This window comes from Saccharopolyspora galaxeae, from assembly GCF_016526145.1.
GTDB classification, from domain to species: domain Bacteria; phylum Actinomycetota; class Actinomycetes; order Mycobacteriales; family Pseudonocardiaceae; genus Saccharopolyspora_C; species Saccharopolyspora_C galaxeae.
Window position 1 is genome coordinate 88,061 of the sequence record NZ_JADDUE010000011.1, and the last position, 12,046, is coordinate 100,106.

At 69.2% G+C, this 12,046-nt stretch carries 14 protein-coding genes; 7 read left to right on the top strand and 7 right to left on the bottom strand.

Going from position 1 to position 12,046, the window contains the following annotated elements; all coding sequences use genetic code 11:
• Window positions 1-130: 130 nt before the first annotated feature.
• Window positions 131-640 carry a DinB family protein gene (locus INP57_RS23420; RefSeq protein ID WP_200072481.1) on the top strand — a complete coding sequence of 170 codons (510 nt, stop codon included), beginning with the start codon at window positions 131-133 and terminating at the stop codon, window positions 638-640.
• Window positions 641-893: 253 nt separating this feature from the next.
• On the top strand, window positions 894-2,159 hold the full coding sequence (thrS, locus tag INP57_RS23425; protein ID WP_200072482.1) for a threonine--tRNA ligase: 1,266 nt from the start codon (window positions 894-896) through the stop codon (window positions 2,157-2,159).
• 112 nt (window positions 2,160-2,271) lie between these two features.
• On the opposite strand, the gene INP57_RS23430 is transcribed toward thrS, so the two are convergent.
• Both INP57_RS23430 and INP57_RS23435 read right to left on the bottom strand, forming a co-directional pair.
• Window positions 2,272-3,384 (bottom strand): NAD(P)/FAD-dependent oxidoreductase, encoded by a 1,113-nt coding sequence (locus INP57_RS23430; RefSeq protein ID WP_200072483.1) that lies wholly within the window; start codon window positions 3,382-3,384, stop codon window positions 2,272-2,274.
• 27 nt (window positions 3,385-3,411) lie between these two features.
• Window positions 3,412-4,338, bottom strand: coding sequence for an RNA polymerase sigma-70 factor (locus tag INP57_RS23435; protein WP_200072484.1), 927 nt, complete (start codon window positions 4,336-4,338; stop codon window positions 3,412-3,414).
• An 820-nt stretch (window positions 4,339-5,158) separates the two neighbouring features.
• Between INP57_RS23435 and INP57_RS23440 the strand changes: the two genes are divergently transcribed.
• Entirely contained in the window at window positions 5,159-5,554 is a 396-nt protein-coding gene (locus tag INP57_RS23440) for a YunG family protein (protein ID WP_200072485.1), read from the top strand.
• Between the two features lie 46 nt (window positions 5,555-5,600).
• On the opposite strand, the gene INP57_RS23445 is transcribed toward INP57_RS23440, so the two are convergent.
• Window positions 5,601-6,323: a 3-keto-5-aminohexanoate cleavage protein gene (locus tag INP57_RS23445; protein ID WP_200072486.1), complete on the bottom strand. Its 723-nt coding sequence runs from the start codon at window positions 6,321-6,323 to the stop codon at window positions 5,601-5,603.
• A gap of 310 nt (window positions 6,324-6,633) precedes the next feature.
• On the opposite strand from INP57_RS23445, the gene INP57_RS23450 reads away from it, so the two are divergent.
• Window positions 6,634-6,906 carry a hypothetical protein gene (locus INP57_RS23450; RefSeq protein ID WP_200072487.1) on the top strand — a complete coding sequence of 91 codons (273 nt, stop codon included), beginning with the start codon at window positions 6,634-6,636 and terminating at the stop codon, window positions 6,904-6,906.
• A gap of 171 nt (window positions 6,907-7,077) precedes the next feature.
• Here INP57_RS23450 and INP57_RS23455 read toward each other — a convergent pair whose 3' ends face one another.
• Window positions 7,078-7,446: a DUF4180 domain-containing protein gene (locus tag INP57_RS23455; protein WP_200072488.1), complete on the bottom strand. Its 369-nt coding sequence runs from the start codon at window positions 7,444-7,446 to the stop codon at window positions 7,078-7,080.
• Window positions 7,447-7,481: 35 nt separating this feature from the next.
• On the opposite strand from INP57_RS23455, the gene INP57_RS23460 reads away from it, so the two are divergent.
• Entirely contained in the window at window positions 7,482-8,144 is a 663-nt protein-coding gene (locus tag INP57_RS23460; RefSeq protein WP_233628144.1) for a methyltransferase domain-containing protein, read from the top strand.
• A gap of 44 nt (window positions 8,145-8,188) precedes the next feature.
• Complete coding sequence (locus INP57_RS23465) at window positions 8,189-9,175, top strand: malate dehydrogenase (RefSeq protein ID WP_200072489.1); 987 nt, start codon at window positions 8,189-8,191, stop codon at window positions 9,173-9,175.
• Window positions 9,176-9,246: 71 nt separating this feature from the next.
• Here INP57_RS23465 and INP57_RS23470 read toward each other — a convergent pair whose 3' ends face one another.
• Complete coding sequence (locus INP57_RS23470) at window positions 9,247-10,383, bottom strand: glycosyltransferase family 9 protein (protein WP_200072490.1); 1,137 nt, start codon at window positions 10,381-10,383, stop codon at window positions 9,247-9,249.
• Window positions 10,384-10,483: 100 nt separating this feature from the next.
• Here INP57_RS23470 and INP57_RS23475 point away from each other — a divergent pair, with 100 nt between their 5' ends.
• The gene (locus tag INP57_RS23475; protein ID WP_200072491.1) at window positions 10,484-10,735 is read left to right on the top strand and encodes a DUF3040 domain-containing protein; all 252 of its coding nucleotides are present in this window, start codon (window positions 10,484-10,486) and stop codon (window positions 10,733-10,735) included.
• A gap of 7 nt (window positions 10,736-10,742) precedes the next feature.
• Here INP57_RS23475 and INP57_RS23480 read toward each other — a convergent pair whose 3' ends face one another.
• Both INP57_RS23480 and INP57_RS23485 read right to left on the bottom strand, forming a co-directional pair.
• The gene (locus INP57_RS23480) at window positions 10,743-11,051 is read right to left on the bottom strand and encodes a DUF6221 family protein (protein ID WP_200072492.1); all 309 of its coding nucleotides are present in this window, start codon (window positions 11,049-11,051) and stop codon (window positions 10,743-10,745) included.
• A 105-nt stretch (window positions 11,052-11,156) separates the two neighbouring features.
• Window positions 11,157-11,960 (bottom strand): NAD-dependent epimerase/dehydratase family protein, encoded by an 804-nt coding sequence (locus tag INP57_RS23485; RefSeq protein ID WP_233628145.1) that lies wholly within the window; start codon window positions 11,958-11,960, stop codon window positions 11,157-11,159.
• Window positions 11,961-12,046: the final 86 nt, after the last annotated feature.

Below are 12,046 nucleotides of genomic sequence, written 5' to 3' on the forward strand. Positions count from 1 at the left end.
ACTCCGAACCAGGAGACCTCCGTGAACCAGCAAGACGCCGCACCGGATCACCGCGACCTCAACCGGCACCTGGAAATCTTCGCCACCGACGCTGACCGCCCACACAGGCACGGACGAGGAGCACGGGCAAGTGACCAGCGACAACCGCATCGGGCCGCCCAAGACTGGCAGTGAACGCGACACGCTGCGGGCGTTCCTCGACTACCACCGTGCCACCCTCGGGATGAAGTGCGACGGGCTCACCGATGAGGAACTGCGGCAGCAGTCGATGCCACCATCGACGCTTTCGCTGCTCAGCTTGGTGCGCCACATGGCGGAGGTCGAGCGCGCGTGGTTCCGCCGAGTGTTCGACGACAACAACGCGCCGATGGTTTGGAGCACCGAGATCGACTTCCAGGCGGCCTACGACGCCAGTGAGTCGACCAGGCACGAGGCGTTCTCGGCCTGGGCAGCCGAGGTCGAGGACTCACGCCGCATCGAGCGCGAGGCGGCGTCCCTGGACGATGCCGGATATCAGCCGAGATGGGGCGAGAACGTCTCGCTGCGGATGGTGCTGGTGCACGTGCTCCTGGAGTACGGCCGCCACAACGGCCACGCGGATCTTCTGCGCGAGGGCGTAGACGGGAGCGTGGGCGCCTGAGCAAGAACGGCCCTTGGCCGGTAACAGGCCGGAATCACTGATCACCGACCCTCCGCGCACTGCCGAGCGCCACCAGCCCGCGCACAACATGCTCTACACTGCCCACATGCGACTTGCCCAGCACACGACCACGCCGGATCCACTCCGGCGCTGACGAGTCGCATCGACAACGACAACGAGCCCCGGAGCTGTGCTCCGGGGCTCCGTCATATCCCGGTTCACGACTCCGGGTACTCCGAACCAGGAGACCTCCGTGAACCAGCAAGACGCCGCACCGGATCACCGCGACCTCAACCGGCACCTGGACATCTTCACCACCGACCCGGAAATCGGCGCCGGACTCCCGTTGTGGCTTCCCAACGGCTCGGCCATCCGGGACGAACTCGAACGCCTCGCCCGCGACATCGCACAAGCGGACGGATGCCAAGGCGTGCACTCACCGGTCCTGGCCAAACGATCCCTGTTCGAGAGGTCCGGACACTGGGGAAAGTTCGCCGACGACATGTTCCCGCCGATGCGCGTCGGGGGCGACGAACTCGTGCTGCGACCGGCGAACTGCCCCCACCACGCGCTCATCTACGCCGCCTCCCGGCACTCCTACCGGCAGCTACCGATCCGGTACAACGAACTCGCCCCGATGTTCCGCGCCGAACGAACCGGCGTGCTGTCCGGACTCGGCCGAGTACGACAGATCAACCTCGACGACACCCACGTCTTCTGCCGCCCCGACCAAGTCGCGGCCGAAGCAGCCCGCGCGCTGCGATCCGCGCTGCGCGCCCAAGAAATCATGGGACTGCGAGTCGACTACGTGCGCCTGTCCCGGCGAGACGCGAGCCCGGCGTTCCTCGGCGAAACCGAGCAATGGCAGCACGCCGAGCAATCGCTGCGCGAAGCCGCCCACGCGGTCGACCTCCCCAGCCACGGCCTCGACCTGATCGAGGTCGAAGGCGAAGCGGCCTTCTACGGCCCGAAACTCGACCTGCAAGTCCGCAACGGACACGGACACGACGACACCATCGCCACCGTGCAGCTCGACTTCAACCAGCCCGGCCGCTTCGACCTCACCTACGACGCCGCAGACGGATCGCGACAACCAGTCCTGATGATCCACCGCGGCACCGTCGGCTCCATGGAACGCGTGGTCGCCGCACTGCTGGAACGCCACCAGGGCCGGCTGCCGCTGTGGCTGGCTCCGGTGCAGGCATGCGTCATGCCGGTAGGACCCGCCCAGGACAGCGCCGCCCGAGAACTGGTCGACGCCCTCACCGCGGCCGGACTCCGCCCCCGCCTGGAACCCGAAGGATCACTAGGAGCGCGCATCCGCGCCAGCAGGCAACGCCGCGACAGCGTCATGGCCGTGCTCGGCGCGACCGAAGCCGACCGCCACCAGGTCCAGGTCACCGACATCCGCTCCGGCTTCGACGGACCGGTCAGCCGGGACCGGTTCGTCGAAGCGCTCCGAAGCAGCCACCGCGACCGCACCCCGATCGTGAACTGGCCGCGACCGCAGGCTTCGTAACCCAGCCCCAAACTCGGTAACCCAGCCCCAAACTCGGACTCGGCGATGACCGGAACCCTCGATCACAGCCCCGCACGTCGCGGCCGGCCGTAACGACCGGAAACCCCGATCCTCACCACGACCAGCTGTAGGTGGGCTTGATCCGCGGATTCAACCCGAGCCGCACCGTGGACGCGCAAATCCTCTCCTTGACGACCGCAGCCGCCTTCCCCGTCACGATCGTCGGCACCGGAACGTCCGACAGGCTCGCCTGCTGCCACAACGCCGCGTGCCGCCCCAAGCTGATGCACTGCCCGGTGAACTTGGGGCGCACCGGCCTCGGCACCGTCCCGTGGATCGAGTGCAGCACCGTTTCCGCGGCATGTACGCCGAGCGGAATCGCCGCCTGGCAGCTCATCCGCAGCGGCGCAGCAGTGATCCGGGATGCGTCACCGGCACCCACCACAGCGCGGCTGCCGGTGCTGACCAACGACCGGTCCACCCGCAGCGCGCCGTCGTGATCGGTGTCCAGGCCGCTGTCCCGAGCAAGCGGGGGAGCAACGAACATCGCCGCGACCACCGTCAGATCGCTGCCGAGGACGCGACCTCCCGCCAGCTCCACCTCCGACGCGCGAACCGCGTTCACCGCCGTGTTCTCCACGACCTCGACGCCGAGCCGCCCGAGGTGCGCGCGGAGGTAATCGCGCCCCTTGCCGCTGACGCTCGCCGCGAGCGGTTCGTCAGTGATCAGCCGCACCGCGTGCGCACCGGACTCGGCGAGCTCGGCCGCCACCTCGACACCGGTCAACCCGCCACCGACGACGCTGATCGACGAACCGCCGGACAACGCCTGCAACCGCCGCCGCGCGTCGACCACGTCCTCCAGCTCGCCCACGCCCACCGCGTGCTCCGCCGCCCCGGGAATGACCTCGAGCGGACTGCGGCTGCCGACCGCGTGGACGAGGTAGTCGAAATCGAGCACCCGCCCGCTGCCGAGCGTCACCGTGCGCTGCTCGGCGTCGATCGACTCCGCCGAATCCCGCACGAACGTCGTCGAACCGGGCAGCAACCGCGCCAACGGCAGCGTCGCGGCCCGGTTACCCGCCAGCAGCTGGTGCAGGCGGATCCGCTCGACGAACTCCGCGCGGGGATTGACGATCGTGACCTGCGCACTGCTGCGAGCCAGCCGCTTGGCCGCGCTCACCCCCGCGTAGCCGGCTCCGATGATGACCACCTTCGCGCTCATGGTGCTCCTTCCCGGTCGATGGGGTCCTCACCCGCTCAGACCGGACAGGCCGCCGTGGTGTGACACCGCGGCCGCGAGCTGGCGGTCGAGGAACCGGAGCTTGTCGGGATTGGTGATGCTCCGCAGCGCGCTGATCCGCCCACCGGTCACCTGCGGCAGCATCACCAGCAGCAGATCGGCGCCGGAGCACACCACCAACGCGGGCCCGCCGTTGACCTCGCGCACCCGGACCGCGACCTCGTCGGGCGCTTTCCGCAACAGCCCGGCAATCAGCCTCGCGACCCGCGCGCCACCGGCGACCGGATGCCGCGCGGCACTGGCCTTGCCGCCACCATCGGACCAGGACACCACGTCCGCGGCGAGCAACCGCTCCAACCTCGCGAGGTCACCGTCCCGCGCCGCCGCCAAGAACCGTTCGACCAACCGCTGCTGCGCGGCGCGGTCTGGCTCGAAACGCGCAGGTGAGTCCTGCAGCCGCAGCGCGGCTCTGCGGTGCACCTGCCGCGAATTGGCCTGCGAACACTCCAACGTCTCCGCGATCGAGCGGTGGTCGTAACCGAACGCTTCGCGCAGCACGAACACCGCCCGCTCCATCGGCGTGAGCTGTTCGAGCGGCGCCAAGAACGCCATCGACACGGACTCGCGCTGCTGCACCGACTCCATCGGGCCGAGCGAACCATCGGCGACGCTCACCGGCTCCGGCAACCACGGGCCCACGTACTGCTCGCGCCGGACCCGCGCCGAGCTCAGCTGGTTCAGGCACAGGTTCGTCACCGCCTTGGCCAGCCACGCGCCAGGTGCCGCGATCACCGCGCGATCGGCGCCTGACCAGCGCAGGAACGCCTCCTGCACGATGTCCTCGGCATCGGCCGCCGAACCGAGCAACCGGTACGCCAGGCCGAACAGGCGTGCGCGGTGCGCGGAGAACTCGGCGACCGGGTCGTCCTGACTCATTCGGCAAATTTGTCATCGTCGAGCCGGGGTGTCGACGCTGGTAGCGGGGTAGTGGTCGAAGCCACGCCGGGCGCCTGGCAGTGCGAGGTATAGGTGCGCGGTTGAGCGGCCTCGGCCTCGGTCCGTCGTAGCGACGTTCCGGGCAGTGCCGCTGATCGCCGCGGGCGCGCGGAAGAGCTCAGTTTGATGGATAACGTTCATTATCCATCAAATGGGGAAACGGTTCCGGTTGCCGGCACCTCAGCGCCAGGGGATGGCGCGTCGGCGACCTTGGTTCGCCCGGATCGGCTCGTCGGCGCTCGTCCCGCGGCAGTTGCGCCCCGGTGCGCAGCTCGTGCTCGAAGCCGACATCGTCCGGTCGGCAAGATCGACTTCGAGCTGTGGGTGTCCATCGCCTCGTTGAGCTGCGAGTCTCCGTCTTCGTAATACCGTCACGGTGACGTTATTAGGGAGAGGTGGCGCGGCCTCGCCGCAAGGAGAGCGCCGACCGCTCGAACGCCGGAAGCGTCGCAGGCCGCATGGAGCGGGCCTGCCGCGGACATGCTCACCGGCCGCCGCACGGCGTGCGGCCGCTGCGCCGACCGAGCCCATCCGCACGAGCGCTCGTGCTCGCGCGCCGCTCGGTGCACCGGCCCGCCGCGCACGCGAACGTTCAGCCCGTCCCGAACGGCCGTTCGCAGCCCCTCTCGCCATGTTCTCGCAGGTCGGCAAAACGCCGATAATCTACATTATGTTAAGTAAGAGTTGTCGCGGACTGCCACGCCGCTTCCCCGCCCGCCCGTTACCGCTCGCTGTCGGAGCGTTGGAGTACACATCGCTCATGGCATGGACCTTGGCCGAAGTGGAACGGGTGACCCGAGCGGCATGGGGCGCGGACACCTGCGCTCCCGAAGATCTCCCGCAGTGGTCCCCTGACAACCCCGCTCGCGGCCAATGCGGCGTGACCGCGCTGGTGCTGCACGACCTGTTCGGCGGCGATCTCATGCGTGGTGAGGTGCGCGTCGATGGCGAATGGGTCGACTACCACTGGTGGAACTTGCTGCCCGGCGGTGTCGAGCTCGACCTGACTCGCGAGCAGTTCGCCCCTCGTGAGGTCGTCGGTCCCGGCGCGGTGATTCTCCGTGGTCCGTTGAAGCGCATGAACGGGCAGTACGAACTCCTCCACGCACGCGTGTTCGGCGCCCTGTCCCCTGCCCGCGAACCGTCGGTCGGGTGAATCAGGCAGCAGGTGACCGGGCTGAACGCCGTCCCGCTCCCCTGGCTCAGCCGCGGCTCGCCTCGCGCAGTGCGATGGCGGCGGTGACGAGGCCTGCGTTGTCGGAGGTGATCTCGCCGTCGGGCAGTTGGAGCGTGTCCTCGAGTCCGATGCGGGTGTCGAGGCCGCGCTCCAGGGCGAGGTTGAGCACGGGCCAGGTTCCCGCCGCCGAGCCGTGCAGCAGGACCGGTGCCGGCGGGTCTCCGATGCGTTCGAGCAGTGCGGTGGCGGTGGTGCGGGCGCCGCGGTGGGTGGGGTCGGTGACGATGGCCAGCACGCGCAGCACGCGATCGCGCAGTGGTGAGCGGTTGAAGTTCTCGTGTGCGTCGGTGCCGGAGAAGATGCCCGCTTCGACGGCGATTCCGCGGTCGAGCAGGGCGCGGGCGATGTCGTCGGCTCCGGTTTCGTGCCAGTTGACCGAGGCGTGGTCGGGCAGCAAGGTCCAGCCGTTGATGGCGGTGATGCGGTCCTGCGGATCCGGCGCGGTCCAGGCACCGGTGGGCACGCCCAGCGGTGTGCCGGGCACGGCGGCGCGGACGGCGCGCAGGGCTGCAGCCACGATGTGCGGTTCGAGGGTGTCGGTGCCGTCCGGGTGTTTGGGATGCAGGTGCAGGTCGGTGGCGCCGGCGCCGACGGCGGCCGCGGCGGCGGTGGCGAGTTGTTCGGGGCGCACCGGCAGGTGGTGGTGCTCGCGCGGGGATCGGGCGCCGTTGAGGCAAGCCTGCAGCATGTCCCGATTGTGGCGTGATCGGGCGGTGCGGGGTATTCGGTGCGCCGGGTCGTTGCCTTGCCGGTGGCGTGTCGTGATCAACGGTGTCGATCGGTGGCTTGCTTCTTTCGCTGCGCGCGGTCCGAGTGGACTCTTGCTCCCCTTGCGGTGAAAGGGTGTTCGCCGCGTGGATCGAGGTCGGCAGGGCGGCGGAGGTGTGACCGCGTTGCAGGCTGCTCGGTTCTTGGCCGCATTCCGCGGCCTCGGTGCGTCGTGGCGCCGAGCGGTGATGGCCGTCCTCGGGCGCTGCGGGCGGGGTTAGCGTGGGCGTGTGCAGCAGCGGGAACGGGTGCGGATCGACCGGCAGTTGGCGAGTTGGGACGTGGATTCGGCGCGTGGGCCGTGGACGCGGTGGCTGCTGGAGTCGGTGCGGGATCGTCCTGGGGTGCGGGCCGCGGAGTTGGCGCGGGAGGCGGGGCGTCCGGTGTCGCGGGTGAAGTCGCAGGCGTGGCGGTTGGCGGAGCTCGGTTTGGTGCTGCGCTCGGGGCAGTCGTATCGGTTGTCCGAGCAGGGCGCGGCGTATTTGGCGGGGCGGGAGCGTTGAGTCGCCGCGGGCGGGTCGGCTGCGGGCTTGCTCGAGTCCGCGGGCGCTTTGCTGGATCCGGGGCGGTTTCGGTCGCTGCGGGTTCGATCTGTCCGAAGTGGACTTCCACGGTTGAGTTGGGCGAAGGCGTTTTCGCCGGAAGCGGGCCGCACTCCCCTGGCCGGGACGGTTTCAGCGGCTCGCCTGCAGGCGCTCGTCGAGCGCGTCCAGGTCCGGGAGGAACCACACGTGCCTGGCGCGGTTGGATTCGCGGACGAGGGCGCGCAGGGCGGAGCTGGCCGCCAGGTGCGGTGTGATGTCGCCGATGATCGCCAGGCGCACTCCGTAGCTGGTGAACTTCTGCATGATGGCGCCGGCGAGGCCGGTTTCCAGGGTGAAGAAGCGTTCGTCGAGGCGCTGGGCGGGTACGGCCACGGTGTCGCCGCCGAAGTAGGTCGCGCTGATGAGGTCGAGTGCGTCTTGTTCGGTGGTCACGGGCGGTCCGCTCGGGTCGCAGACGAGTACCTGGGCACCGGAGCGTTCTTGCAGCGTGTCGGGCATCGTCGCTTCCTTCCCGGATCGGGTGCGCTGTTGCGATGGAGGTTCAAGGTAGAGCGCGTCGGCTCGTCCGCAGTAGCCGTTTTTCGTCGTTGCCCGGCACCGTCGAAATTCGATGGCGCGGGTCTGTTCTGCGCCGCCTTCTCGACGACGAGTCGTTGGTGGGTGCGGCGACCGTGGTGGATCAGGTCGATGCGGTCGCCGGGTATGCGGCGTGGGCGTCGGCGTATGACGAGCCGGGCAATGCGTTGATCGACCTTGAAGAGCCGGTGGTGCGGCGCGTCTTCGATGATCTGCCGGTGGGGACCGTGCTGGACGCGGCGTGCGGTACCGGTCGGCACGCGGAGTTCTTGCACGGGGCGGGGCATCGGGTGCTCGGGGTGGATGACTCGCCGGAGATGTTGGCGCGTGCGCGGGAGCGGGTTCGAGCTGCGCGGGTGCGAGGAGCCGCGGTGGACGAGCGCCGGCGGGGTGGCGAGCGCCGGTCCTGGGCCGTGGGAGACGTGGCCGTGGTCGTTGGCCGCGATGGTGCCGGAGGCGGTGCAGGCCGCGAATCGTGGTGTGCCGGCGTTGGTGGTGTGGCGGTTCGCGCTGGACGGTTCGTGAGCGCGGTGTTCTCGTCGGCGGGGCTGAATCGGTCCGGCGGGGTGCGGGTTGTGATCCGTGGCGGCCTCGCGTGCGGTGGTTCGCCGGGCGGATAGCATCGCGGTCGGTAATCGTCCGGCGAGCAGGAAAGACACCTCCTATGACCAACGCGCCCGTCACCGTCACCGTCACCGGTGCCGCTGGCCAGATCGGCTACGCGCTGCTGTTCCGGATTGCTTCGGGGCAGCTCATCGGGTCCGACACCCCGATCAAGCTGCGCTTGCTGGAGATCCCGCAGGCGGTGCAGGCCGCCGAGGGCACCGCGATGGAACTCGACGACTGCGCGTTCCCGCTGCTGCAGAGCGTGGACGTCTTCGATGACGCCAAGGCCGCGTTCCAGGGCACGAACGTGGGCCTGCTGGTCGGTGCGCGGCCGCGCACGAAGGGCATGGAGCGCGGTGACCTGCTGGAGGCCAACGGCGGCATCTTCAAGCCGCAGGGCGAGGCGATCAACGCGGGTGCCGCTGATGACGTGAAGGTGCTGGTGGTGGGCAACCCGGCCAACACCAATGCGCTGATCGCGCAGTCGCACGCGCCGGACGTGCCCGCCGAGCGGTTCACGGCGATGATGCGGCTGGATCACAACCGGGCGTTGACGCAGCTGGCGAAGAAGCTGGGCACGTCGGTGACCGACATTCGCAGGCTGGCGGTGTGGGGCAACCACTCCGCGACGCAGTACCCGGATCTGTTCCACGCCGAGGTGGGCGGCAAGATCGCCGCTGAGCAGGTGGAGCGCGCGTGGTTGGCGGACGAGTTCATTCCGACGGTGGCCAAGCGGGGTGCGGCGATCATCGAGGCGCGGGGTGCGTCGTCGGCGGCGTCGGCGGCGAACGCGGCGATCGATCACGTGCACACGTGGGTCAACGGGACCGCCGAGGGTGACTGGACGTCGGCGGGTGTGGTCTCCGACGGGTCTTATGGCGTGCCGGAGGGGTTGATCTCGTCGTTCCCGGTGACCGCGCGGGGTGGCCGGTTCGAGATCGTGCAGGGCTTGGAGATCGACGAGTTCTCCCGCGAGCGGATCGACGCTTCGGTGGCGGAGCTGTCCGAGGAGCGCGAGACGGTGCGCGGTCTCGGTTTGGTCTGAGTTCGCGGTTTTCGCTCCAGGAGGGGCCGCGTCCTTGCGGGGACGCGGCCCCTTTTGTGTGCGGTGGGTGTTCAGGGCAGGTAGGGCGCGTGCAGGTCGTCGACGGAGAACATGAGTTCGTGGCGGTGTCCGAACAGTTCGGCGGCGCGGGTGACGTGGTGGCGCATGGCGGTGTCGAAGTCGGCGTGGCCGCTGCAGAGCCATTCGGCGCCGCGGAGCAGTTCGGGTAGGTCTTCGGTGATGCGGTCGGCGCACATCGACGGTGCGCGGGGTCCTTCGTCGTCGACGGGGTCGGGCTGGTTGCCGAGCATGAGGTAGCAGGGGTAGCGGTCGATGTCGGGTAGTACGGAGTAGAACGGGACGCCGGGGTTGAAGTAGTACTCGGCCCAGTCGTTGCCTGCCAGGACGAGCCAGGGTGTTCCGGCGGCCATGGCGGCGAATCCGAATCCGGTGTGCGGCGACAGCAGTAGGTCGCAGCGTTGCAGTGCGGCCAGTTGCCGGTCGAGTCCGACGTCGACGGCCCAGGTGGTGCTGGGTGCTTCGGCGGCGAGGGCGTCGTATTCGGCGGTGCTGAATCCGGTGGTGCTGCGGCCGTCTTCGGTGTGTTTGCCCAGTAGGCAGATGCGGGCGTGTGGCCACCTGTCGGTGAGGGTGCGCAGGATGCGTCGCCATGCGGTCGTCGTTGGGTAGCGCCAGCGTTGGGCGCTGCCGCCGGGCAGTACGGCGATGGTGGGTTCGTCGATTTCGGGGAGTTGGTGGCGGGCCCAGTCGTGCGCGTCGGCGGACGGGTTGAGGTGCAGCCGGTTTCCGGGTTGGTAGGCCGGTTGTGGTGCGCCGATGACGGTGTGCGCGTTGCGGGCGCGGAAGTGCTCGCTGCTTTGCCGGTAGTACTCGCGCAGGCCGGGGAACAGTTCGTGCTGCCAGGTTTGGTGTCCGCGGGGGTCGTCGATGACCCAGTCCCAGTCGCGCGGGATGTGTGCGGCGATTCCGGCTGCGGGTGGGGTGAACACGTCGAGGTCCACTGTGTACAGCTCGTCGATGTGGCTGCACCGGTGTGCGAGGTCGACGGCGGTGTCGGCGCTGAGTACGAGGCCGATGCGGCGTTGCGGGTCGGCCCGGCGGTAGCCGAGGCAGTACTGGAGTGCTTCGACGGCGTGGCCGACCGGGTGGCAGTAGACGAAGTTGACGAGCACGGATTCGTCGCTCATGGCTGCACGCTATCCGGCGGCGCGAGTGGTTTTTGCGGTGTAGGGATCTGCGGCGGCCGGGTAGCCGTGGTGCGGCCGAAACGAGGTGAGGAGGTAAGCGATGCTGCCCAGGGACGAGCGTCGCCGCATCGAGCAGATCGAGAAGGGGTTGAGCATGCAGGACCCCGAATTCGCGGATCGGTTGCGGCAGGCGGAGCTGCCTGGGCGGTCGCGGGTTCGGCTGGTGCTGGGGGTCGCTTCGGCGGTGCTCGCGGTGTTGTGCATGTTGCTCGGTGAGGTGGCGGGTTTCCTGCTCACCGGGGTGTTGGCGGCGTTGTTGCTGAGTTTGCGCGGGTGGCGGTTGGTGGCGTGAGTGCGGTTCACGGGCGCCAGCGGGGGCGGTATCCGGGGCGGTCGGCGTAGGGCAGGCCGAGCAGGGCGCGGGTGGCGCAGCCGCGTTCGTCTTCGGGGGGATAGACCTGTCCGAGTTCGTCGCAAGGTCCGTCGCCGGAGCCGCATTGCTGGTGCACCCGCAGCAGGCGGGTTTTGAGTTCGCATTCGCGGAAGCCGCGGTGGACGCTGAGATCGCAGCGTTTCGCGGTTCCGGATTCCTCGTGTTCCCGCTTCCAGCGCAGCAGTTCCAGATCGATGTTGATCTGTCGCCGGAGGAATTCGGCGAAGCGGTTCATCCTGCCCCCCGCCACGGTGCTTTTCGCCGGTGCCGCGGTGTTGCGGCCTGTCCTGGCTGGGACCGCTGTGTGGTCGGTTCGTGACGCGGTGCGCACGGTTCGGGTTCACGGTTCGGGGTGGGTCCAGCCGAGCAGCCGGTGGGCTTTGCGGCAGTCGTAGAAGCCGCGGTTGCCGGGCAGGTCGGTGCGCAGCGGTACGTGTGGCCAGTGCTGGGCGGCCAGTTGTGCCGAGGGTGTTTCGGAGATGGTGTCGGCGGCGACGATGTTGATGATCTCGTGGCCGTGCCAGTCGGGGTGCAGTGCGGCCAGGACGGCTTGTCCGACGGCGTCGCCGCGCACGTAGCCCCAGAGGTGGTTGATGACCACGTCGGGGCCGGGGCGGTCGGCGATGGCGCTGCGGCGGTCGGTGGTCACGCCGTGCAGGCGCAGGCTGGCGATGCTCAGTTCGGGGTGGCGGCGGGCGAGGCTGTCGGCTTGGGCTTCGGCGATCCATTTCGACAGGCTGTAGGGGTCTTCGTTGTAGGTCGGGTGCCGCTCGTCGACCGGGAAGTAGTCGTAGTGGGCGCGGCGGCTGTAGGCGCCACCGACGGCGTTGATGCTGGAGGCGGTGCAGATCTTGGTGATGCCGTGTTCGGCCGCGACGGTCAGGGCGTTGTAGCTGGCCACGACGTTGGTGTGGTGCACGGTGGCCGGGTCGGCGACGTGCGGGGAGCGCAGGCCGGCCAGGTGCACGATGGCGTCGGCGCCGTCCACGGCCGCGGACAGGTCGTCGTGGTCGCAGGCGTCGGCGAGCACGGTGGCGGTGCCGGGGGTTTTGTCGATGGCGCGCACGTGGTGGCCGGCGTGGGCGAGTTCGCGGGTGACCGCGCGGCCCACCACTCCGTTCGCTCCGGTGATCGCGATGAGCATGGGTTCCTCCGCAGGTGCTTCCCCGGTGATGTCGCAATTTGGAGCTGGCGGGTTTTAGCCAGGAATTCACGTGGGCGGGGTTCTGG

Excerpts from the sequence above, each read along its gene's own strand:
- INP57_RS23470 (WP_200072490.1), bottom strand. The coding sequence starts at position 10,383 with ATGAGCGACGAATCCGTGCTCGTCAACTTCGTCTACTGCCACCCGGTC.
- INP57_RS23445 (WP_200072486.1), bottom strand. The coding sequence starts at position 6,323 with ATGCTGCAGGCTTGCCTCAACGGCGCCCGATCCCCGCGCGAGCACCAC.
- INP57_RS23465 (WP_200072489.1), top strand. The coding sequence starts at position 8,189 with ATGACCAACGCGCCCGTCACCGTCACCGTCACCGGTGCCGCTGGCCAG.
- INP57_RS23475 (WP_200072491.1), top strand. The coding sequence starts at position 10,484 with ATGCTGCCCAGGGACGAGCGTCGCCGCATCGAGCAGATCGAGAAGGGG.
- INP57_RS23435 (WP_200072484.1), bottom strand. The coding sequence starts at position 4,338 with ATGAGTCAGGACGACCCGGTCGCCGAGTTCTCCGCGCACCGCGCACGC.
- INP57_RS23455 (WP_200072488.1), bottom strand. The coding sequence starts at position 7,446 with ATGCCCGACACGCTGCAAGAACGCTCCGGTGCCCAGGTACTCGTCTGC.
- INP57_RS23430 (WP_200072483.1), bottom strand. The coding sequence starts at position 3,384 with ATGAGCGCGAAGGTGGTCATCATCGGAGCCGGCTACGCGGGGGTGAGC.
- INP57_RS23480 (WP_200072492.1), bottom strand. The coding sequence starts at position 11,051 with ATGAACCGCTTCGCCGAATTCCTCCGGCGACAGATCAACATCGATCTG.
- INP57_RS23440 (WP_200072485.1), top strand. The coding sequence starts at position 5,159 with ATGGCATGGACCTTGGCCGAAGTGGAACGGGTGACCCGAGCGGCATGG.
- INP57_RS23485 (WP_233628145.1), bottom strand. The coding sequence starts at position 11,960 with ATGCTCATCGCGATCACCGGAGCGAACGGAGTGGTGGGCCGCGCGGTC.
- INP57_RS23460 (WP_233628144.1), top strand. The coding sequence starts at position 7,482 with ATGGAGGTTCAAGGTAGAGCGCGTCGGCTCGTCCGCAGTAGCCGTTTT.